Genomic DNA, 22,246 nt, shown 5'->3' with positions numbered 1-22,246 from the left:
CGGGTCACGCGAGATAAAGCGTCAGGCCCTGAGCTTCATAAGGGGCCAGCAATGCACGAGGCGTACTGGCCAATGCAACAATCGCGCTGACGTGAGCCAGTTCCACCACTTGGAAGGGCGATGCGGTGTTGAGCTTTTCAGAGGTGGCCAACACGATGGTTTCTGCGGCAGCGTGGCACAACGCGCGCTTGACCACCGCTTCTTCATAATCGCCGGTGGACAGGCCGGCACTCGGGTGCACGCTGCACACCCCCATGAAATACAGGTCGGCGTTTACCCGGCCGATGGCCTCCAGCGTGGCCGCGCCAACGCCCACCAGTGAATGGCGAAACAAGCGCCCGCCGAGCATGATCACTTCAATCTGCGGATGATCCACCAGCGCCATGGCAATCGACGGGCTGTGGGTGACCACGGTAGCGTTGAGGTCCGTCGGCAAGTGGCGGGCCAGTTGCAGGCAGGTGGTACCCCCATCGATAAACACCACCTGGCCGGGCTGTACACGTTGTGCAGCTGCGCGGCCAATGGCGATTTTCTCCTCGGGCACCAGGTGTTCCCGCACCGAAAAATCAGCCATCGCGGGCGAAGCCGGCAACGCGCCGCCGTGCACCCGCAGCAACAAACCTTCCTTGGCCATCTCCCGCAGGTCGCGGCGGATCGTGTCCTCGGAAACGTCCAGCGCCTGGCTCAATTCCTTGGCAATCAGCCGGCCGTCGCGGTGCAGCGTTTCCAGCAGGTGTTGTTTGCGTTGTTGGGTCAGCATCAGTGGCTTCCTGCACGTTTTTTCTTGACTGTGCACGATTTTGCACGACATGCTGAATAACACAAGACAAAAAGGCCCTGCCATGGAAAACAGCCCCATTCGCATCCACACCGAAGAACTGCTCTCGGACAACTGGTACGTACTGAAAAAGTACACCTTCGACCTGCGCCGCCGCGACGGCAGTTGGCAGTCCCAGACCCGCGAAATCTATGACCGGGGCAATGGCGCGACGATCCTGCTATACAACCGCGAGCGGCGTACGGTGTTGCTGATTCGCCAGTTCCGCATGCCCACCTTCGTCAACGGTTACCACGGCTACCTGATCGAATCCGCCGCCGGCCTGCTGGACAACGCCAGCCCCGAGGAGCGCATTCGCCTGGAGGCGGAAGAAGAGACGGGCTACCGTGTGGGCCATGTAGAAAAAATCTACTCGGCCTTCATGAGCCCGGGCTCGGTGACCGAGCGCATTCACTTTTTTATCGGCGAATATTCACCGGGTGATCGGGTGAGTGATGGCGGCGGGCTGGAAGAAGAAGGTGAGGACATCGAAGTGCTGGAGCTGGGGTTTGAGGCCGCGCTGTCCATGGTGCAAAGTGGCGAGATCGTCGACGGCAAGACCATCATGCTGTTGCAGTATCTTGAATTGCGGATGTTGAAAGAGGGCTGGTGATGTCGCCTCGGTTGTCGCTTGCGCTGGCGGTATTGCTGGCGGGCTGCAGTGGTGTGAGTGCTGCGCAAACGCCCGTCGGCGACGGTGGTGTTCCCGCGTTCTATACCTGGGCTGACAAGGTACCCGCATCACCCGGGACGATGCTGCGTAGCGAGCCGTTGACGGCCCGGCAAAGCCTTGCTGATGCCGGGCAGAACATTCGGATCCTGTACACCTCCACTGACGGCCTTGACACTGGCCAGCGGGTGATTGTTTCCGGTGCGTTGTTCCTGCCCAAAGGCACGCCGCCGCCGGGTGGCTGGCCGCTGATGGCGTGGGCCCATGGCACGGTGGGCAGCGCCGATATCTGCGCGCCGTCGTTCGCCGGTCGCAGCCCGCGGGACACGCGTTATCTCAATTATTGGCTGGCCCAAGGGTATGCAATCGTCGCCACCGATTATCAGGGGCTCGGGACACCTGGCCTGCATCCGTATGGGCTGAGCAGTCCGCTGGCTTATGGTGTGCTCGACAGCATCCGTGCGGTGATGGCGGGTGGTTTTGACCTCTCCAAACGCGTCGTGGTGTTCGGCCAGTCCCAGGGCGGGCGTGCGGCGTTTGCCACGGCGGTGTATGCGAAAGATTACGCGCCCGAATTGAACATTGTCGGTGTGGTAGCGACGGGTACGCCGTACACCGCAACGCATAAAACGGGAGACAGTGCCGAGCTGGAAAAGGCCCGCAGTTCGGTGGTGCCGACCTTTGCCTACAACCTGTTGCGGTTGGGTACTGCCACGTTGTTTGATCCATCGGTTGTTCCTGGTGAGTACTTGAACGAGCGCGCGATGCCTGCGTTTGAGAGCAGCCAGCGTGATTGCTTGCAGGCTATTGAGCAGCGGGTGGTGGCGGATGGGCTTACGTTCAACGACAGCTTCAAACGCTCGCCGAAAGTGGCCCTCGACAGGGTTTATCGTGAGTCGGCGTATCCGACGCTGAAGACCGATATTCCGGTTTTTGTCGGGACGGGTGGGCAGGATCGGGATGTGTTTGTGCCGGGGCAGAAAGCGTTGGTCAGGGATGCGTGCAAGGCGGGTGACCGGATTGAATGGCATTTTTATCCGCAGCTTGATCATTCGGCCACGGTGAATGGTTCGCTGGTGGATTCGGCGCCGTTTGTGCGCAAGGCGTTTGCGGGGGAGGTGATTGTTGGGAATTGTGGGGGCTGAGTTTTGGGTGCATATCCGTTGCTGCGGTAACGGCTGAATAAGGTTCCGCTCTTACAGCGGGTCACTTTTGGCAAATGCCCGGAATGCCGGCCCAGCCAAAAGTAACCAAAAGGTCTTTGCCCCACCACTCGGCACCTCGCTTAGGCTCGGTGTGCCTACTTGCGGCCATCGTGGTTGACGGGGCCCGCAGATCAAGATCAACAGCAGATCAAGAGCACGGCGGCCTGAAAGCCGACCTGAGTGTTAGAAGCAAGGGCAAGGTCCAGAGCGAAAGCAGAGCTGCTTTTCTGTGGGAGCTGGCTTGCCTGCGATGCAGACACCTCGGTACGTCAGGTACACCCAGTTGATGCCATCGCAGGCAAGCCAGCTCCCACATTTGACCGTGCCCGCTTTAGCTTTTGATTTTGCTGTTGCTTCACCACACTCAAGCCGGCCGGTAGGCCGCTGTGCTGTTGCTTTTGATCTTAGGCGCCCCGTTAAACCACGCTGGCCGAACGCAGGTAGTACGGAGCGGGTAAACCGGCAGGACGCCGGTTTACCCGCGACGGGGCAGGGACGCCCCGTCGCGGCGGCCCGCGTAGTACTACCGGAGCTGAGGGCACACCGAGCCTAAGCGAGGTGCCGAGTGGTGGGGCAAGAGCGTTTTGCTTACTTTTGCGCTGTTCAAAAGTGAGCCGCTGTAAGAGCGGAACCCATATCAGCCATCACAAAAACAACGGATATGCCCCCACCCACAGCCCCCACCAACAACCATCACGCACAAGGTGCCGACGTCGTCGCCACCCGATAGCGCTCGTCAAAATCATCCGCCAACTGCGCCAGCGTCACCTCGCCCAAACGCTGCAGCAGCAACGCCTGGGCGTCATCAAAGGCCTGGTTCAGCGCCGCGTTGACGGCCTGTTCAACCAGGCATTGCGGGTGATCGGTAGACAGCCCGACGGCAAAGATCGACGACGTGCCGAGGGCGTTGTGGATGTCCAGCAAGGTAATTTCGCCCAGCGGCTTGCCCAGCATCCAGCCGCCCTGATGGCCTTTTTCCGAGCGCACATAGCCCTTTTCCTTGAGCAGCCCCAAGGTGCGGCGCACCACCACCGCATTGGTGCCGAGCATCTGCGCAATAGTCTCGGAGGTGGCGCGTTCCTCGTGGCGGCCCATGTGGATCAGCACGTGGAGCATGCGCGAAAGCCGGGTGTCGTTTCTCATCTGCAAGCCTCAGGAATTCCTGCCCGAAAGTATCGTTCGTAACGATTGAAGTTGCGAGACTCTTGACGAAGTATTTTTATGTAACTTATGGTGTGTCGTAAGTGCCCGGCAACCGATGCAGGGGCCACCAGAGAGGTCATCTTCATGGTTTACGACGTGATTATCGTGGGCGGCAGCTACGCCGGAATGTCGGCCGGCCTGCAACTGGCACGGGCCCGGCGCAAGGTGCTGGTGATTGATGCCGGGCAGCGGCGCAACCGTTTTGCGGCCAGCTCCCATGGTTTCCTCAGCCAGGACGGCCAGCCGCCGGAATTGATCGCCGCCGAAGGGCGCGGGCAGTTGATGGAATACCCGACGGTGACCTGGGTGCAAGACACCGCCGTTGAAGCGACGCAAACTCCGGCGGGTTTCTTCGTGCAAACCCGGCACAACGGTGGGTTTTCCACTCAGCGGCTGATTCTCGCCACTGGCGTGGTCGACGAATTGCCCGAGGTCGAAGGCCTGCAAGAGCGCTGGGGCAAGCATGTGTTCCACTGCCCCTATTGCCACGGCTATGAACTGGATCAAGGCCGCATCGGCGTGCTGGCGACCTCACCGCTGGCGATGCATCACGCCATGATGCTGCCGGACTGGGGCACCACCACACTGTTTACCAACGGCGTATTTGTGCCGGACGCCGAGCAACAGGCGCAACTGGGTCGGCGTGGAGTCCGCGTCGAAAGCCAGGCGGTGCGAAGGATTGTCGGTGAGCGGGCGGATGTGGAATTGGCAGACGGCCGGGTCATCGCGCTGGACGGCATATTCACCCTGTCCCGCACGCGCATGGCCAGCCCGTTGGCTGAGCAATTGGGGTGCGAGTTTGTCGAAGGGCCGACCGGGCCCTATCTGCTGACAAACGATACGCGCCAAACCACGGTACCGGGCGTGTTTGCTTGCGGTGATGCAAACCTGGCCGGCGGCTCGGTGGCATTGGCGGTAGGCGAGGGCGTGCGCGCCGGGGTGGGCGCGCACTTTTCATTGATCTTCAGCTGAGGTCAGCGCACCAGGCACGGCCGTTTGTTATCGAACGTCCAGCCCGGAATCATGAACTGCATCGCCACGCTGTCATTGCGTGCACCCAGGCCCATGCCTTTGTACAGCTCATGGGCGTGGGCCACGGCGTCCATGTCGATGTCTACACCCAGGCCCGGTTTGGCCGGGACCTTGATATGACCGTCGACAATCTTCAGCGGCGCCTTGGTCAGCCGCTGGCCGTCCTGCCAGATCCAGTGCGTGTCGATGGCGGTGATTTCCCCCGGCGCGGCGGCAGCCACCTGGGTGAACATCGCCAGGGAAATGTCGAAGTGATTGTTGGAATGCGAGCCCCAGGTCAGGCCCCATTCGTGGCACATCTGTGCCACGCGCACCGAGCCCTGCATGGTCCAGAAATGCGGGTCGGCGAGGGGGATATCCACGGACTGCAACTGGATCGCGTGCCCCATTTCGCGCCAGTCGGTGGCGATCATGTTGGTGGCGGTGGGCAGCCCGGTGGCACGGCGGAATTCGGCCATGACTTCGCGACCGGAGTAGCCGTTTTCCGCACCGCAAGGGTCTTCGGCGTAGGCCAATACGTGATGCTGGTCGCGGCACAGGGCGATGGCTTCTTTCAGCGACCAGGCGCCGTTGGGGTCCAGGGTGATACGAGCATCCGGGAAGCGTTCGGCGAGCGCAGTGACCGCCTCGATTTCTTCGGCACCGCGCAGCACGCCGCCCTTGAGTTTGAAGTCATTGAAGCCATATTGCGCCTTGGCTGCCTCTGCCAGGCGCACGATAGCTTCGGGCGTCATGGCTTGTTCATGACGCAGGCGGAACCAGTCCTCGGCATGCTCTTCACTGCGATACGCCAGGTCGGTTTGCTGGCGATCACCGATGTAAAACAGATAGCCGAGCATCTTCACCGCGTCCCGTTGCTGGCCTTCACCCAACAGAGCGGCCACCGGGACCTCGAGGAATTGGCCGAGCAGATCCAGGAGTGCTGCTTCCATCGCCGTAACGGCGTGGATGGTGATGCGCAGGTCGAACGTCTGCAAACCCCTGCCCGCCGAATCCCGCGCGGCGAAGGTTTGGCGCATCGCATTGAGGATGCTTTGGTACTGGCCGATAGGCTTGCCGATCACCAGGCTGCGGGCGTCTTCCAGGGTCTCGCGGATGCGTTCGCCACCGGGCACTTCACCGACGCCGGTGCGGCCGGCGCTGTCGGTGAGGATCACGATATTGCGCGTGAAAAACGGCCCGTGGGCGCCGCTGAGGTTGAGCAGCATGCTGTCGTGGCCGGCGACCGGGATGACCTGCAGGCCGGTGACGACCGGGGCGCCGTTGGCGTGGTGCTGGTGTTCTGTGTTCATTGGGTATTCCTTATTTGCTCAAGACGGGTGCGGGTTGCAGCACGCTGCTGGTGGTCGGCGCGGGCAATGTCCTGGCGAAAAACACCAGGATCGCCGCCAGGATCGAAGTGCCCGCCAGGCCATACAAACCGCCTTGGATCGAACCGGTGGTCTGTTCCAGGAAACCAAAGGTTGTGGGCGCGACAAACCCGCCGAGGTTGCCGATGGAGTTGATCAGCGCGATCACTGCCGCGGCGATGCGGGCATCCAGGTAGCCCTGGGGAATCGGCCAGAACAGCGAGGAAGCCGATTTGAAGCCAATTGCCGCAAAGCAGATGGCGATAAAGGCAAAGATCGGCCCGCCGGTGGTGGACAGGAACATGCCGACCGCGGCGATCAACAGGGCGACGGCGACCCACGCTTGCTGGAACTTGAACTTGCCCGCCAGCGCGGCGAAGGCGTACATCGCGATGATCGAAATCAGCCAGGGGATCGAGTTGTAGAAACCCACCTGGATGTCGCTCAGGTCGCCCATCTTTTTGATGATGCTCGGCAGCCAGAAGGTGGCGGCGTAGATCGTCAGCTGGATGCAGAAATATAAGGCGCAGAACAGCATGATCTGGCGGTCCTTGAGCAACTTGCCCAGGGTCGGCTTGACCGTGGTAGCGGCGTCACGCTCGCGCTGTTCGCGGTCGATCTCGCCCACCAGCGCATCCTTTTCTTCAAGGCTGAGCCACTTGGCGTCGTGGGGTTTGGAGTCGAGCCAGAACCACACGAAAAAGCACAGCAGCACCGAGGCCATGCCTTCGATGATGTACATCCACTGCCAGCCATGCAGGCCAAAGCCGTTGATTTGCAGCAGCACGCCAGACAAGGGACCGGAGATCAGCGAGGCAAGGGCCGAGCCGCTGAGGAAAATCGCAATCGCCTTGCCACGTTCGACACCCGGCAACCAGCGGGTGAAGTAGTAGATCACCCCGGGGAAGAACCCGGCTTCGGCCACGCCCAGCAGGAAGCGCAGGATGTAGAAGTGGGTTTCGTTCTGGATAAAGGCCATCAGCGTGGCGGTGATGCCCCAGGTGAACATGATGCGGGTCAGCCAGATACGCGCGCCGACTTTTTGCAGAAGCATGTTGGACGGCACTTCGAACAGCGCGTAGCCGATGAAAAACAACCCGGCGCCGAAGCCGTAGGCCGCTGCACCAATGCCCAGGTCGTGCTCCATATGGGTACGCACAAAGCCGATGTTGACGCGGTCGATGTAGTTGACGATGAACATGATCACGAAGAGCGGCAGCACATGGCTCTTCACTTTCTTGATCGCGCGGGCCAGGACCGGGTCGGTGGCAGGCGCAGCTGTCGCAGGGCTTGAAGGGGTCACGAGGTAAAACTCCCACTGATTATTGTTGTGCGGGGGATAGGCTCGGGTTGCCGGAGTTGTCTGACAACTTGATAGACATCATACAACTGCAATTTCAGAGATAGCAACCCTTTGTAGGAGCGAGCTTGCTCGCGAAAAACGTCAACGATTACGCGGGTATATTGAAAGGTCGCGATGCTTTCAGGTTTTTCGCGAGCAAGCTTGCTCCTACAGGTATTTGTTTGTTGTCATACAAGTAGGGGGTTATAAGAATGGTAGTATTGGCAGGCGCCCCTGAATGGAACTCCTGATGCAAAACCCCAGTTCGGCACCTCAACGCAAACGCTCCCCGGGCCTTGCGCACGACATCGTCACCGCGTTGACCCAGCAGATTCTCCTGGGGCAAATGGCGCCAGGTGAGAAGCTGCCGTCCGAGTCCGCCATCGTCGGCGAGTACGGCGTCAGTCGCACCGTGGTACGCGAAGCACTCTCCAAATTGCAGGCCGCCGGGCTGGTGGAAACCCGCCACGGTGTCGGCACCTTTGTGCTGGCGCGCGATGAGCGCCAGGGCCTGCACCTGACCCACGACACCGCCGCCAGCGTGCGCGGCATTCTCGAGTTGCGCATGGGCCTGGAAACCCAGGCGGCCGCGCTGGCGGCCTTGCGCCGTACCGATGAACAACTGCAGCAGATGCGCCATGCGCTGGATGATTACCAGGATTCACTGGCCAACAACGACAGTGCCGTTGAGCCCGATGTGCGCTTCCATCGCCTGATCGCCCAGGCCACCGGCAACACCTATTTCACCGACGTGATTTATCACTTGGGCAACTCGGTGATCCCGCGCACCCGAATCAATGCCGAGGAGCGCGGTGACGCCGATTTGATGGAGCTGGGGCGGCTGGCGAACCTTGAGCATGAGGCGATCTTGAAGGCCATCCGCCGCCAGGACCCAGACGCCGCGCGTGCCGCCATGCTGCTGCATCTGAGCAACAGCCTGGAACGAATGACCGGCGAGTAGCCCAGGGGTTTTCCGTTCAGCTGTGCAGGGGCATTTTCTTCAATACCCGAATTGGCCTTCCCTTTAAGGTGCCCCTATTCATCACAAGAAAAGGGAACCGCAATGAGCTTGATCATTTCCATGGCCGCCTTCGCCCTGGCCACGTCCATCACGCCGGGCCCGGTGAATGTGGTGGCCATCAGTTCAGGGGCGCGCTTTGGGTTTGCTGCCAGCCAAAAGCACGTGGCCGGGGCGGCGCTGGGATTTACCCTGCTGCTGGTGCTGATTGGCCTGGGGTTGCATGAGGTATTGGTGCGCTGGCCGCTGCTGACCCAGTTGATTCAATGGGGCGGGGTAGCGTTCCTGCTGTACATGGCCTGGAAGCTCGCGGTGGACGACGGCCGTCTGGAGGCCGACGGCACGGTCACGGCGCCATCGATGCTCTACGGCGCGATCATGCAGTGGCTCAACCCCAAGGCCTGGCTGGCGTGTGTGGCGGGCATGGGGCTGTTTGTGGCCGATGGCGACGCGCAGCAAGTCTGGCTGTTTGCGACGATCTACCTGGTGATTTGCTACCTGTCTGTGGCGTGCTGGGCCTACGCCGGGACCTTCCTGCGGCGCTACCTGAGCAACCCTCAGGGAATGCGCCTGTTCAATCGTTCGATGGCCGCGTTGCTGGTGGCAAGCGTGGGTTATTTATTGCTGGCGTGAGTCAGCCGCGGTATTGGCCGGGCGTGGCCGCCAGATGTTGTTTGAACGTGCGCTGGAAGTGCGCCTGATCGGCAAAACCGGCAGCCAGCGCCACGTCGGCAATCAGTTCGCCATTGCGCAATTGTGTGCGCGCAAACTGGATGCGGCGATTGACCAGGAACGCATGGGGCGTCATGCCGTAATACTGCTTGAACGCACGGATCAGGTACGACGGCGACAGCTCGGCGGCCTGGCAGATAGCTTCCAGCTTCAGGGCCTCGGTGCAGTGTTCACGAATGTATTCGGCGGCCCGTTCCAGCTTGTGATTCACCTCACGTACCGGCGTCGTCGACGGGTTGAGCCGTTGCTGCACCTCGGTGAAAAAGCTCACTGCGGCGCTCTGCTTGTGCAGGTGCTCGGCCTGTTCGTCCACCAACACCTCGTACAGCTCGATCAAGCCGCTATACAGCACGACATCACGGGTATGAGTGGCAGTGAACGGGCGAAAACCCAGCTCGGTGCTGAAGCCCAGTTGATGCTGCAAGTCAGTCAACCAGGCGGTGTCGATGTAGAGCATGTGATACGACCAGGGCTGGTCGTAAAGGGGATTGCAGGCGTGAACATCGCCAGGGTTCATCAGCACCACGGTGCCGGCGCTGATCTGGAAGGTGGACGCGCCGTGGATATACAGGCTTTTGCCGGCTGTGATCGCACCGATCGAGAAATGTTCGTGGGAGTGCCGTGTGTAGCAGACCTTGCGCCCGTCGGCGATGGTCCGTGCCTCGATAAACGGCAGCGCCTCGTCTCGCCAGAAATACGGCGCCGGTGACAGTTGGTCCGTGGCGTTCAGCGACATGTCTGCAGCTCCATCTCGAGCAAGGTCGAGCAGGGATCATTACACAGCCATGCGCTGAACGGCTATCGCGGCCACACAGGAAGTTCGATTAGAGGGGCTCGGGGCCGGGCACCAGAAACGCCGCCTCGAGCAATTGCCGGGTATAGGCATGTTGGGGGTTGGCGAAGATCGCGGAGGCATCGCCTTGTTCCACCACCTGCCCATGCTTGATCACCATCAACTGGTGACTCAAGGCCTTGACCACCGCCAGATCGTGGCTGATGAACAGGTAGGTCAGGTTATATTTGGCCTGCAGGTTACGCAGCAATTCCACCACCTGGCGCTGCACGGTGCGGTCAAGAGCCGAGGTCGGTTCATCCAGCAGGATCAACCGGGGCTTGAGCACCAGTGCGCGGGCGATAGCAATGCGCTGGCGTTGGCCGCCGGAGAATTCGTGGGGGTAGCGATGGCGGGTTTCGGGGTCCAGGCCCACTTCCTTCAGCGCTGCGATAACCGCCACTTCCTGCTCGGCCGCAGTGCCCATCTTGTGGATGCGCAGGCCTTCGCCGACGATCTCGCTCACGCACATGCGTGGGCTCAGGCTGCCGAACGGGTCCTGGAACACCACCTGCATTTCCCGGCGCAGCGGTCGCACCTGCTGCTGGCTGAGTTTGTCCATCTGATGGCCTTCGAAGCGGATGCCGCCTTTACTCGCAATCAGCCGCAGAATCGCCAGGCCCAGGGTGGATTTGCCCGAGCCGCTTTCACCGACGATGCCCAGTGTCTGGCCCTGGGGCAGGCTGAAGTTGATGCCATCCACCGCCTTGACGTAATCGACGGTGTTGCGCAGGAAACCTTTCTTGATCGGGAACCAGACTTTCAGGTCCTCGACTTCCAGCAACGGCGGGCCGATTTCATTGGTAGCAGGCCCACCGCTGGGTTCGGCTGCCAACAGTTCCTGGGTGTAAGGGTGTTGTGGCGACTGGAACAGGGTTTCGCATTCGGCCTGCTCGACGATGCAGCCTTTTTGCATCACACATACTCGGTGGGCAATCCGCCTTACCAGGTTCAAGTCGTGACTGATCAACAGCAGGGCCATGCCCAGTCGCGCCTGCAACTCCTTGAGCAACTCCAGAATCTTCAGCTGCACGGTGACGTCGAGCGCCGTGGTCGGCTCGTCCGCAATCAACAGCTCTGGCTCATTGGCCAGGGCCATGGCGATCATCACCCGCTGGCGCTGGCCGCCCGAGAGCTCGTGGGGCAGGGCCTTGAGGCGTTTGTGGGGTTCGGGGATGCCCACCAGTTCGAGCAATTCGAGGGTGCGTTTGGTGGCGACCTTGCCGGTCAGCCCCTTGTGCAGGCCGAGCACTTCGTTGATCTGCTTTTCGATGGAATGCAGCGGGTTCAACGAGGTCATCGGCTCCTGGAAAATCATCGCAATCCGGTTGCCGCGAATATGCCGGATGGTCTTTTCTTTCAGCGTCAGCAGGTCGTGGTTGGCGTACTGGATTGTCCCCGATGGGTGACGCGCCAGCGGGTAGGGCAGCAGGCGCAGAATCGAGTGCGCTGTGACCGACTTGCCGGAGCCGCTTTCGCCCACCAGCGCCAGGGTTTCCCCGCGCTTGATGTCGAAACTGACGTTGTTCACCACACGCTGGTGGGTGTTGCCTACGACGAACTCGACGGAGAGGTCGCGGACTTCGATCAGATTGTCCTGATTCATCTCATTTCCTCGGGTCGAAGGCATCGCGAGCGGACTCGCCGATAAACACCAGCAAACTCAACATGATCGCCAGCACGGCGAAGGCACTCATGCCCAGCCACGGCGCTTGCAGGTTGGATTTGCCCTGCGCCACCAGTTCACCCAGGGACGGCGAACCAGCGGGCAGGCCAAAGCCCAGGAAGTCCAGGGCCGTAAGGGTGCCGATCGCGCCGGTGAGGATGAACGGCATGAAGGTCATGGTGGAGACCATGGCGTTGGGCAGGATATGGCGGAACATGATCGCGCCGTTCTGCATCCCCAGCGCCCGTGCCGCGCGCACGTATTCCAGGTTGCGCCCGCGCAGGAACTCGGCGCGCACCACGTCCACCAGGCTCATCCAGGAAAACAGCAGCATGATGCCCAGCAGCCACCAGAAATTGGGCTGCACAAAACTGGCAAGGATGATCAGCAGGTACAGCACCGGCAAGCCGGACCAGATCTCCAGGAAGCGCTGGCCGGCCAGGTCGACCCAGCCGCCGTAGAAGCCCTGCAAGGCACCGGCGATCACGCCGATGATCGAACTGAGCACGGTGAGCGTCAGCGCAAACAGCACGGAAATCCTGAAGCCGTAGATCACCCGCGCCAGCACATCGCGGCCCTGGTCATCGGTGCCCAGCAGGTTGTCCCGCGACGGCGGGGCCGGGGCCGGCACCTTCAGGTCATAGTTGATGCTCTGGTAGCTGAACGGGATCGGCGCCCACAACGTCCAGGCATCCTTGGCCTTGAGCAGCTCCTGGATATAGGGGCTTTTGTAGTTGGCCTCCAGCGGGAATTCGCCGCCGAAGGTGGTCTCGGGGTAACGCTTGAGTGCCGGGAAATACCAGTCGCCGTCGTAATGCACCGCCAGCGGCTTGTCGTTGGCGATCAACTCGGCGCCCAGGCTCAGGCCGAACAGGATCAGGAACAGCCACAGCGACCACCAGCCACGCTTGTTGGCCTTGAAGCGCTCGAACCGGCGACGATTGAGGGGGGATAGATTCATCTCAATGCTCCCGGCTGGAGAAGTCGATGCGCGGATCGACCAGGGTGTAGGTGAGGTCACCGATCAGTTTCACCACCAGCCCCAGCAGGGTGAAGATAAACAGCGTGCCAAACACCACCGGGTAGTCGCGGTTGATCGCCGCTTCAAAGCTCATCAAGCCCAGGCCGTCGAGGGAGAAGATCACTTCCACCAGCAACGATCCGGTAAAGAAGATGCCGATAAAGGCCGACGGGAAGCCGGCAATCACCAGCAGCATTGCGTTGCGAAACACATGGCCGTAGAGCACGCGGTGGTTGGTCAGGCCCTTCGCTTTGGCGGTGACCACGTATTGCTTGTTGATCTCGTCGAGGAAGCTGTTTTTGGTGAGCAGCGTCATGGTCGCGAAGTTGCCGATCACCAGGGCGGTGACGGGCAGGGCAAGGTGCCAGAAGTAATCGAGGATCTTGCCGCCCCAGCTCAACTCGTCGAAGTTGTTGGACGTGAGCCCGCGTAACGGAAACCAGTCGAAGTAACTGCCACCGGCGAACACCACGATCAGCAGGATCGCAAACAGGAACGCCGGGATCGCATAGCCGACGATGATGGCCGAACTGGTCCACACGTCAAAATGGCTACCGTGTCGTGTGGCTTTGGCGATCCCCAGTGGGATCGACACCAGGTACATGATCAGCGTGCTCCATAACCCCAGGGAAATGGACACCGGCATCTTCTCCTTGATCAGGTCGATGACCTTGGCATCGCGGAAGAAGCTGTCGCCAAAGTCCAGCCTGGCGTAGTTCTTGACCATGATCCACAAGCGTTCCGGTGCTGACTTGTCGAAGCCGTACATCTTCTCGATTTCCTTCACCAGCGCCGGGTCCAGGCCTTGGGCGCCGCGGTAGCTGGAGCCGGCCACCGAGACTTCGGCGCCGCCACCGGCGATGCGGCTGGTGGCGCCTTCAAAGCCTTCTAGCTTGGCGATCATTTGCTCCACCGGGCCACCGGGCGCGGCCTGGATGATCACAAAGTTGATCAGCAAAATGCCGAACAGGGTCGGGATGATCAGCAGCAGTCGGCGAAAAATATAGGCCAGCATCTCAGTCGCCCCCGCTCGCCGGATCGGCGCTTTGGTTGGTGTCCAGGGTTACCGCAGGCTTGGCGTCGGGTTTGCTCCACCAGGTGGCGGTGCCGACGTCATAGCGCGGTGAGACGTTCGGATGGCCGAGGTGGTCCCAATACGCCACGCGGAAGGTCTTGATGTGCCAGTTCGGGATCACGTAGTAGCCGAACTGCAGCACGCGGTCCAGGGCCTTGGCGTGGGCCACCAGGCTCTTGCGCGAGTCGGAGTCGATGAGTTCTTCCACCAGTTGGTCGATGGCCGGGTCTTTCAGGCCGATGTAGTTGCGGCTGCCGGGCTTGTCGGCACTGGACGACTTCCAGAACTCGCGCTGTTCATTACCGGGTGAAGAGGACTGCGGGAAGCTGCCCACCACCATGTCGAAATCCCGCGAGCGAATGCGGTTGATGTACTGCGAGACGTCGACCCGGCGAATCACCAGGTCTATCCCCAAGTCCGCCAGGTTGCGCTTGAACGGCAACAGGATACGTTCGAACTCGGTCTGGGCCAGCAGAAACTCGATGGTTACCGGTTTGCCGGTGGTGTCGACCATCTTGTCGTCGACGATTTTCCAGCCGGCCTCTTGCAGTAACTGGTAGGCCTCGCGCTGCTGGGTGCGGATCATGCCGCTGGCGTCGGTCTTGGCTGGCTCGAAGGCTTCGGTAAACACCTGGGGCGGGATCTTGTCCCGCAGCGGTTCCAGAATCGCCAGCTCGGCCGGCCCGGGCAGGCCGGTGGCGGCCATCTCGGAGTTTTCGAAATAGCTGCGGCTGCGGGTGTAGGCGCCATTGAACAGTTGCTTGTTGCTCCATTCGAAGTCCAGCAGCAGGCTGATGGCCTTGCGCACGCGTACGTCCTGGAACATCGGCTTGCGGATGTTGAACACGAAGCCCTGCATCCCGGTGGGATTACCGTTGGGGATTTCTTCCTTGATCAGGCGGCCCTGGGCAACGGCGGGGGTGTTGTAGGCGTTGGCCCAGTTTTTCGCGCTGATTTCCAGCCAGTAATCGAACTGCCCGGCCTTGAGCGCTTCAAGCGCTACCGTGTTGTCGCGGTAGTAATCGGTGACGCGGTAATCGAAGTTGTAAAAGCCCTTGTTGATCGGCAGGTCCTTGGCCCAGTAGTCCTTGACCCGCTCGTAGCGGATCGACCGTCCGGCCTTGACCTCGGCCACCTTGTACGGGCCGCTGCCCAATGGAATCTCCAGGTTGCCCTTGGAGAAGTCGCGGGTCTCCCAGTAATGCTTGGGCAATACCGTCAGTTGTCCGAGGATCAGCGGCAACTCGCGGTTGTTGGTGCGCTTGAACTTGAACAGCACGCGCAGCGGGTCTTCGGCGACCACTTCATCGACGTCGGCGTAGTAGGTTTTGTAGATCGGCGAACCGTCTTTCATCAGCGTCTGGAAGCTGAACACCACGTCTTCGGCGCGGATCGGGTGGCCGTCGTGGAAGCGTGCTTCGGGGCGAATGTAGAAGCGCACCCAACTATTGTCCGGGGCCTTTTCGATCTTGCCGGCCACCAGGCCGTATTCGGTGATGGGTTCGTCCAGGCTTTGCTGGGCGAGGGTGTCGTAGATCAGGCCGATATTGTCTGCCGGCACGCCCTTGCTGATGAACGGGTTGAGGCTGTCGAAGCCGCCCATGCTGGACTCGCGGAAGGTGCCACCCTTGGGCGCCTGCGGGTTTACGTAGTCGACATGTTTGAAATCGGCGGGGTACTTGGGTGGTTCGTTGTAGAGGGTCAGGGCGTGTTGCGGGGCCGCACTGGCCGCAGCGCAAAACAGCAGGCCGCCAAGGAATGCAGTACGCAAAGGTATCATTGGGCTTTCTCCGAAGCTTTCAGCCACCATGCGCTCAGGCCCAGGCTGTAGGGCGGCGTGGTGACGAAGGCGAACCGGTTGCGGTACGCCAGGCGATGATAGTTGAGGTACCAGTTGGGAATACTGTAGTGCTGCCACAGCAGCACGCGGTCGAGCGCCCGGCCGGCGGCCAATTGTTCTTCACGGGTTTGCGCCGCCAGCAGCTGTTCCAGCAGATGGTCGACCACCGGGTTGGCGATGCCTGCGTAGTTTTTGCTGCCCTTGATCCCCGCCTGGCTGGAGTGAAAGTACTGCCACTGCTCAAGGCCGGGGCTGAGGGTCTGGTTGAGGGTCATCAGAATCATGTCGAAGTCGAATTGATCGAGGCGTTGTTTGTACTGTGCGCGGTCTACCGTGCGCAAGCGGGCGTCGACGCCAATGCTTGTCAGATTCTCGACATAAGGCTGCAGGATGCGCTCCAGGTTCGGATTCACCAGCAGAATCTCCAGGCGCAGCGGCTGCCCGTCACTGTTGAGCAGGCGTTGCCCGGACAGCTTCCAGCCGGCTTCGGCCAGCAAGGCGAGGGCGCGGCGCAGGGTTTCCCGGGGGATGCCGCGACCGTCGGTCTGGGGCAGGCTGAAAGGCTGGGTCAACAGGTTGGCCGGCAGTTGATCGCGATACGGTGACAGCATCAGCCATTCATGGCCGGTCGGCACGCCGGTGGCGGAAAATTCGCTGTTGGGGTAGTAACTGAGGGTGCGCTTATAGGCTCCGCTGAACAGGGTGCGGTTGGTCCACTCGAAATCGAACATCAAGCCCAAGGCCTCGCGGACCTTTGCCTGGCTGAAGGCCGGGCGCCGGCTGTTCATGAATAGGCCCTGGCTTTGGGTCGGGATCTGGTGGGCGATCTGCGCCTTGATCACATCGCCACGGTTGACCGCCGGGAAGTTGTAGCCGTTGGCCCAGTTCTTCGCCTGGTGCTCGATATAGATATCGAATTCGCCGGCCTTGAACGCTTCGAAGGCCACGTCGCTGTCGCGGTAGAACTCCACCTCGACTTTGTCGTAGTTATAGAAACCACGGTTGACCGCCAGGTCCTTGCCCCAGTAATCCTTGACCCGCTCGAACACCAGTTGCCGCCCCGGGCTGACCTTGGTGATGCGGTAAGGCCCGCTGCCCAGCGGCGGCTCGAAGGTGGTGGCCTTGAAATCACGGTTTTTCCAGTAATGCTGGGGCAATACTGGCAGCTCGCCCAGGCGCAGGATCAGCAGCGGATTACCGGCGCGCTTGAACACAAAACGAATGCGATGCCGGTTAAGAATGTCGACCCGGGCCACTTCCTGCAGGTTGGTGCGGTATTGCGGATGGCCTTCGGTCAGCAGAGTACGATAGGAAAACGCCACGTCGTAGGCGGTAATCGGCTTGCCATCGTGGAAGCGTGCTTCAGGGCGAAGGTTGAATACCACCCAACTGCGGTCCTCGCTGTATTCCACCGATTGGGCAATCAGGCCGTAGCTGGAGGTTGGTTCGTCGCCGGAAGGCGCGTACTGGCCGGTGCCGACCATCAGCGGCTCATTGAGCTCGTTGACCCCGTATTGCAGGAAGTTGGCGGTGGAAACCGGGCTGGAACCCTTGAAGGTATAGGGGTTGAGGGTGTCGAACGTGCCAAACGCCATGACCCGCAAGGTGCCGCCCTTGGGCGCTGCGGGGTTTACCCAGTCGAAGTGGGTGAATTTGGCCGGGTACTTGAGCGTGCCGAACTGCGCATAACCGTGGCTCTCGGTAATGGTCGCGTTCGCGGAAAAGCTCAAGGCCAGACTTATTAGTAGAAGGAGGGGACGCTTCAAGTCAGAGATCCGATCCAGGCGGCTTGGGCTTTATGATCGGTACAGTAACAGCTTGTTCCGATTGGAAAAAGGCTGTTGAAGTGGGGTGGGATACCTGTAGGAGCGAGCTTGCTCGCGAAGGACGCCAACGATAACGCTGGCATTCTGAATTAACGCGGCGTGCTTGCGTTTTTCGCGAGCACGCTCGCTCCTACAGGGTTTGCGGTGTTATCTCGGGCCTGAAACCACCAGCATCTGGCCAGGCTTCAGCGCCTGGCCCGTGCGCGGGTTCCAGCGCTTGAGATGTTGCATCTCAACGTTGAAGCGCTTGGCGACGATGTACAGCGAGTCGCCTTTCTTGACCTTGTATTGCACCGGCTTCTTGCTGTCAGCCTTGGCCACCAGCTTGCGGGTGTCCTGCATCACCAGGGTCTGGCCAACCTTCAGCGCCTGGCCATTGAGCTTGTTCCAGCGCTGCAAATCATGCACGTCGACCTTGTTGGCCTTGGCAATCAGCGTCAGGTTGTCGCCGCTGCGGACCTTGTAGTTGCGTGTGCGACCGGCAATGGTCTTGTGCTCAACGTCGTCGAACACCGGCTTTTTCGGGCGCATGCTTAGCAATTCTTCCGGCTTCATTGCCGAAAGGCTGCTGGCCAGCAACTGCGCCTTGGAGGTGGGCACCAGCAAATGCTGCGGGCCGTCCAGGGTGGTGCGCTGCTTCAAGGCCGGGTTGAGCTGGAACAGTTCGTCTTCGTCGATCTCGGCCAGCGCGGCGACCCGTGACAGGTCCATGCTCGTTTTGATTTCTACCACTTCAAAGTACGGCGTGTTGGCAATCGGGTTCAGGTTGACGCCGTACGCCTCGGGGGCCAGCACCACCTGGGACAGCGCCAGGAACTTGGGCACGTAGTCTTTGGTTTCCTGGGGCAGTGGCAGGTTCCAGTAGTCCGTCGGCAAGCCGAGCTTCTCGTTACGCTCGATGGCCCGGCTGACCGTGCCTTCACCTGCGTTGTAAGCCGCCAGGGCCAGCAGCCAGTCGCCGTTGAACATGTCATGCAGACGTGTCAGATAGTCCAGGGCGGCGGTGGTGGAGGCGGTGATGTCGCGGCGGCCGTCGTAGGCGCGGGTCTGGCGCAGGTTGAAGTAGCGCCCGGTGGCGGGAACGAACTGCCAGAGGCCGACCGCGTCGCTGCGCGAATAGGCCATTGGGTTGTAGGCACTTTCAATCACTGGCAGCAGCGCCAGCTCCAGGGGCATGTTGCGTTCTTCAAGGCGTTCGACGATGTAATGAATGTAGAGGCTGCCGCGTTCGCCGGCGTTCTCGAGGAAGGAGGGGTTACTGGCAAACCACAATCGTTGCTGTTCAATGCGCGGGTTGACGCCCAGCCCGTCCTGCAATTGAAAGCCCCGGCGCATGCGTTCCCAGACATCCTGGGGCACTTCCGGGCTCGGCTTCTCTGATAGCCAAATGGGTTTTTGCTTGATCTTGGCGGTAAGGTTTGGTTTGGGTTGCACGGTGGATTGTGCGGCAAAATTAGTCGATTGGCAGCCCGCCAGAGTAGCGGACACAGCCACCGCCACGGCTTGAGCCAGGCGGGTCAATGCGTCTGAATGGTTGGTTTTACGAATAGATGACGACATTGGCTGGAAGTAAGTTCCGGGCAAAAATGTCGGGCGATTCTAGAAAGCGCTTTGGTTGCGGTCAACCATTCAGAAATTACGTACTAAATTTCGCGCGCTTAGAACGTATCTTTCCACGACCTCAAGCTAGCAAATACCTCGCTCCCGGCCCTGTTATCCCGACCATTCCGTTCGTCCGCTTTTTCTTTAACGGATGTTTCAGAGGTCCGCAGAAAAGGATTTGTGAGTTTTTCCAGGGCCAGGGTCGAAGGCAACGTAATCTCGCCGTTGGCCCGCAGTTGCCGCACGTTCTCTACCCGTTCGGCGATATCCGCGTTATGCGGTTCCACGGCCTGGGCGAATTTCAGGTTGCTTTGTGTGTATTCATGGGTGCAGTACACCAGCGTGTTCGCCGGCAGTGCCGCCAGGCGTTCCAGCGAGGTGTGCATTTGTTGTGGAGTGCCTTCGAACAGCCGGCCACAACCGGCGGCGAACAGGGTGTCGCCACAAAACAGCACGCCCTGGTGATAAAAGGCGATATGGCCGAGGGTGTGACCGGGTACGGCAAACACCTCGAAGTCCCAGCCCAGCACATTGATGCGGTCGTTATCCTGGAGGGCAACATCGCGCGCCGGGATCTTTTCATTCGCCGGGCCGTAGACCCTGGCGCCTGAAACACTTTTAAGTTGCTCGACGCCGCCGACATGATCATGGTGATGGTGAGTCACCAGGATGTCGCTGAGGCTCCAGTCGGGGTGCTGCTGGAGCCAGGCCAGCACGGGCGCGGCATCGCCGGGATCGACCACTGCGCAGCGCTTGTTCGGCTGATCCTGTAACAACCAGATGTAGTTATCGGTGAAGGCGGGCAGGGCACTGATCTGTATCATTCTTTGATTCGCCAAGCTGAACACATTGGTGCATCTTAGAACTTCTTGGCGAGTTGGAGAATGCAATGACTGATAAAGCGTTCGCCCAGGCCGATCCCGAGTGGCTGGCACTGATCAGTGCCGCCCGTGAATGGCTGTCCGGGCCTATCGGGCAATTTTTGCTGGATGAAGAACGGCGCATGCTCGAAGACGAGCTGGGCCGGTTCTTTGGTGGTTACCTGGTGCATTACGGCCCGTCGGCACAAACCCCGCCGTCGGCACCTCAGGTGCAACGCAATGTGCGCCTGGGGGCGCCGTTGCCGGGGGTGGAGATTGTTTGCGAGGAGCAGGCCTGGCCGTTGAGCGAGCATGCCGCCGACGTGGTGGTGTTGCAGCATGGCCTGGATTTCTGCCTGTCGCCCCATGGGTTGCTGCGCGAAGCCGCGAGCAGTGTGCGCCCAGGTGGCCATTTGCTGATCATCGGCATCAACCCCTGGAGCAGTTGGGGTTTGCGCCATGTGTTCGCCCATGACGCGCTGCGCCAGGCGCGCTGTATCTCGCCGTCGCGCGTGGGCGACTGGTTGAACCTGCTGGGCTTTGCGCTGGAGAAACGCCGCTTCGGGTGCTATCGTCCGCCGCTTGCGTCCGCCAAGTGGCAGGGCCGCCTGGCCGGCTGGGAACGCAGGGCCGGTGCCTGGCAATTGTCTGGCGGTGGTTTCTACTTGTTGGTGGCGCGCAAGATCGTCGTTGGCCTGCGCCCGGTGCGTCAGGTACGCCGCGAGCCGATGGGCAAGCTGGTGCCGATGCCGATGGCCAAGGTCAATCGCAAGCAGAGCGAACAGTAAAAAATACCTTTTTGATTTCAGGTCGAGCCTCTCGACCTCGGGCCTTTGTCGGTCGATTATCGGCAACCCGCTTTGATGGATCCCGCTTTAATGGATAGTGAAATGACCGATAGCGTAGAACTCTTCACCGATGGCGCCTGCAAGGGCAACCCGGGCCCCGGCGGATGGGGCGCTTTGCTGGTGTGCAAGGGCGTGGAGAAGGAGCTGTGGGGCGGCGAAGCCAACACCACCAACAACCGCATGGAGCTGATGGGCGCGATCCGTGGCCTTGAAGAGCTCAAGCGTCGTTGCGACGTGTTGCTGGTAACCGACTCCCAATACGTGATGAAGGGCATCAACGAGTGGATGGTCAATTGGAAGAAGCGCGGCTGGAAAACCGCCGCCAAGGAGCCGGTGAAAAACGCCGACCTGTGGCAGTTGCTCGATGAGCAATGCAACCGCCACAACATCACCTGGAAATGGGTGCGCGGGCATATCGGCCATCACGGCAACGAGCGGGCCGACCAACTGGCCAACCGCGGTGTGGATGAAGTGCGCGGCTACAAGCAGAGCTGATGCCGGTTGACGTGTTAAGATCCCGCCCCTTGAAATGTACCAAACCGTTGAGAGCTGAACCCTGATGGCCATCCGATCTGTTGTACTCGATACCGAAACCACCGGCATGCCGGTGACCGACGGCCACCGGATCATTGAAATCGGCTGTGTCGAACTGATGGGGCGCCGCCTCACCGGCCGGCACTTCCACGTCTACCTGCAACCGGATCGGGAAAGTGACGAAGGCGCCATCGGCGTCCACGGCATCACCAACGAATTCCTGGTGGGCAAGCCGCGTTTTGCCGAAGTGGCCGATGAGTTCTTCGAGTTCATCAACGGCGCACAACTGATCATCCATAACGCGGCGTTCGACGTTGGCTTCATCAACAACGAATTCGCACTGATGGGCGCAACTGACCGGGCTGACATCACCCGGCACTGCTCGATCCTCGATACCTTGATGATGGCCCGTGAGCGTCACCCGGGCCAGCGCAACAGCCTCGATGCCTTGTGCAAACGCTATGGCGTCGACAACTCCGGCCGTGAACTCCACGGCGCCTTGCTCGACTCCGAGATTCTCGCCGACGTTTACCTGACCATGACCGGCGGCCAGACCAGCCTCTCCCTGGCCGGCAACGCCTCGGACGGCAACGGTTCGGCAGAAGGCTCGGGCAATCGTCCTTCGGAAATCCGCCGCCTGCCAGCGGATCGGCAGCCGACGGCGATCATTCGTGCCAGCGAGCAGGACATGATCGAACATGCGGAGCGCCTTGAGGCGATCGCAAAATCTGCCGGTGCCCCGGCGCTGTGGACCCAATTGACCCAGCAATAACC

General features: G+C 60.7%; 20 protein-coding genes. 8 read left to right on the top strand and 12 right to left on the bottom strand.

Going from position 1 to position 22,246, the window contains the following annotated elements; translation table 11 throughout:
• Positions 1-4 precede the first annotated feature (4 nt).
• Complete coding sequence (locus tag CEC48_RS03075) at positions 5-760, bottom strand: DeoR/GlpR family DNA-binding transcription regulator (RefSeq protein ID WP_088422394.1); 756 nt, start codon at positions 758-760, stop codon at positions 5-7.
• 82 nt (positions 761-842) lie between these two features.
• Between CEC48_RS03075 and nudK the strand changes: the two genes are divergently transcribed.
• Both nudK and CEC48_RS03065 read left to right on the top strand, forming a co-directional pair.
• Positions 843-1,430: a GDP-mannose pyrophosphatase NudK gene (nudK, locus tag CEC48_RS03070; RefSeq protein WP_088422393.1), complete on the top strand. Its 588-nt coding sequence runs from the start codon at positions 843-845 to the stop codon at positions 1,428-1,430.
• Positions 1,430-2,632 carry an alpha/beta fold hydrolase gene (locus CEC48_RS03065; protein ID WP_176438652.1) on the top strand — a complete coding sequence of 401 codons (1,203 nt, stop codon included), beginning with the start codon at positions 1,430-1,432 and terminating at the stop codon, positions 2,630-2,632. Before nudK ends, CEC48_RS03065 begins: the two co-directional genes overlap by 1 nt.
• 753 nt (positions 2,633-3,385) lie before the next feature.
• Here the strand turns inward: CEC48_RS03065 and CEC48_RS03055 are convergent.
• Positions 3,386-3,835 carry an Rrf2 family transcriptional regulator gene (locus CEC48_RS03055; RefSeq protein ID WP_088422392.1) on the bottom strand — a complete coding sequence of 150 codons (450 nt, stop codon included), beginning with the start codon at positions 3,833-3,835 and terminating at the stop codon, positions 3,386-3,388.
• A 144-nt stretch (positions 3,836-3,979) separates the two neighbouring features.
• Here CEC48_RS03055 and CEC48_RS03050 point away from each other — a divergent pair, with 144 nt between their 5' ends.
• Positions 3,980-4,867 carry an NAD(P)/FAD-dependent oxidoreductase gene (locus tag CEC48_RS03050; protein WP_088422391.1) on the top strand — a complete coding sequence of 296 codons (888 nt, stop codon included), beginning with the start codon at positions 3,980-3,982 and terminating at the stop codon, positions 4,865-4,867.
• Positions 4,868-4,869: 2 nt separating this feature from the next.
• Here the strand turns inward: CEC48_RS03050 and gudD are convergent, their stop codons facing one another.
• Together gudD and CEC48_RS03040 are read right to left on the bottom strand one after the other, a co-directional pair.
• Positions 4,870-6,219 (bottom strand): glucarate dehydratase, encoded by a 1,350-nt coding sequence (gene gudD / locus CEC48_RS03045; protein ID WP_088422390.1) that lies wholly within the window; start codon positions 6,217-6,219, stop codon positions 4,870-4,872.
• A gap of 10 nt (positions 6,220-6,229) precedes the next feature.
• Entirely contained in the window at positions 6,230-7,579 is a 1,350-nt protein-coding gene (locus tag CEC48_RS03040) for an MFS transporter (RefSeq protein WP_088422389.1), read from the bottom strand.
• 289 nt (positions 7,580-7,868) lie between these two features.
• On the opposite strand from CEC48_RS03040, the gene CEC48_RS03035 reads away from it, so the two are divergent.
• On the top strand, positions 7,869-8,579 hold the full coding sequence (locus CEC48_RS03035) for a FadR/GntR family transcriptional regulator (protein WP_088422470.1): 711 nt from the start codon (positions 7,869-7,871) through the stop codon (positions 8,577-8,579).
• A gap of 102 nt (positions 8,580-8,681) precedes the next feature.
• Positions 8,682-9,269: a LysE family translocator gene (locus CEC48_RS03030; RefSeq protein ID WP_088422388.1), complete on the top strand. Its 588-nt coding sequence runs from the start codon at positions 8,682-8,684 to the stop codon at positions 9,267-9,269.
• A gap of 1 nt (position 9,270) precedes the next feature.
• Here the strand turns inward: CEC48_RS03030 and CEC48_RS03025 are convergent, their stop codons facing one another.
• The 8 genes from CEC48_RS03025 to gloB all read right to left on the bottom strand — a co-directional run bounded on the left by CEC48_RS03025 (position 9,271) and on the right by gloB (position 20,054).
• Complete coding sequence (locus CEC48_RS03025; protein ID WP_088422387.1) at positions 9,271-10,104, bottom strand: AraC family transcriptional regulator; 834 nt, start codon at positions 10,102-10,104, stop codon at positions 9,271-9,273.
• 88 nt (positions 10,105-10,192) lie between these two features.
• A complete protein-coding gene (locus CEC48_RS03020; protein ID WP_088422386.1) occupies positions 10,193-11,806 on the bottom strand; it encodes an ABC transporter ATP-binding protein in 1,614 nt (537 codons plus the stop codon).
• Between the two features lies 1 nt (position 11,807).
• Positions 11,808-12,827 (bottom strand): ABC transporter permease, encoded by a 1,020-nt coding sequence (locus CEC48_RS03015; protein WP_010171680.1) that lies wholly within the window; start codon positions 12,825-12,827, stop codon positions 11,808-11,810.
• A gap of 1 nt (position 12,828) precedes the next feature.
• Positions 12,829-13,902 (bottom strand): microcin C ABC transporter permease YejB, encoded by a 1,074-nt coding sequence (locus tag CEC48_RS03010; RefSeq protein WP_088422385.1) that lies wholly within the window; start codon positions 13,900-13,902, stop codon positions 12,829-12,831.
• Between the two features lies 1 nt (position 13,903).
• Positions 13,904-15,742: an extracellular solute-binding protein gene (locus CEC48_RS03005; RefSeq protein ID WP_088422384.1), complete on the bottom strand. Its 1,839-nt coding sequence runs from the start codon at positions 15,740-15,742 to the stop codon at positions 13,904-13,906.
• Positions 15,739-17,568, bottom strand: a complete 1,830-nt coding sequence (locus CEC48_RS03000) for an extracellular solute-binding protein (protein ID WP_088422383.1) — start codon at positions 17,566-17,568, stop codon at positions 15,739-15,741. Before CEC48_RS03000 ends, CEC48_RS03005 begins: the two co-directional genes overlap by 4 nt.
• Before the next feature lie 207 nt (positions 17,569-17,775).
• Complete coding sequence (locus CEC48_RS02995; protein WP_088422382.1) at positions 17,776-19,188, bottom strand: lytic transglycosylase domain-containing protein; 1,413 nt, start codon at positions 19,186-19,188, stop codon at positions 17,776-17,778.
• A gap of 98 nt (positions 19,189-19,286) precedes the next feature.
• A complete protein-coding gene (gene gloB, locus CEC48_RS02990) occupies positions 19,287-20,054 on the bottom strand; it encodes a hydroxyacylglutathione hydrolase (RefSeq protein WP_088422381.1) in 768 nt (255 codons plus the stop codon).
• Between the two features lie 65 nt (positions 20,055-20,119).
• On the opposite strand from gloB, the gene CEC48_RS02985 reads away from it, so the two are divergent.
• From CEC48_RS02985 to dnaQ, 3 genes are all read left to right on the top strand, one after another.
• On the top strand, positions 20,120-20,878 hold the full coding sequence (locus CEC48_RS02985; protein WP_088422380.1) for a methyltransferase domain-containing protein: 759 nt from the start codon (positions 20,120-20,122) through the stop codon (positions 20,876-20,878).
• Positions 20,879-20,980: 102 nt separating this feature from the next.
• Positions 20,981-21,433 carry a ribonuclease HI gene (gene rnhA, locus CEC48_RS02980; protein ID WP_069075857.1) on the top strand — a complete coding sequence of 151 codons (453 nt, stop codon included), beginning with the start codon at positions 20,981-20,983 and terminating at the stop codon, positions 21,431-21,433.
• A gap of 70 nt (positions 21,434-21,503) precedes the next feature.
• Positions 21,504-22,244 (top strand): DNA polymerase III subunit epsilon, encoded by a 741-nt coding sequence (gene dnaQ / locus CEC48_RS02975; RefSeq protein ID WP_176438656.1) that lies wholly within the window; start codon positions 21,504-21,506, stop codon positions 22,242-22,244.
• Positions 22,245-22,246 lie beyond the last annotated feature (2 nt).

Source organism: Pseudomonas sp. K2I15 (assembly GCF_002204795.1).
Lineage (GTDB): Bacteria > Pseudomonadota > Gammaproteobacteria > Pseudomonadales > Pseudomonadaceae > Aquipseudomonas.
The sequence above is the reverse complement of the archived record's forward strand: the minus strand, read 5'-3'. Positions and strand labels throughout refer to the sequence as shown.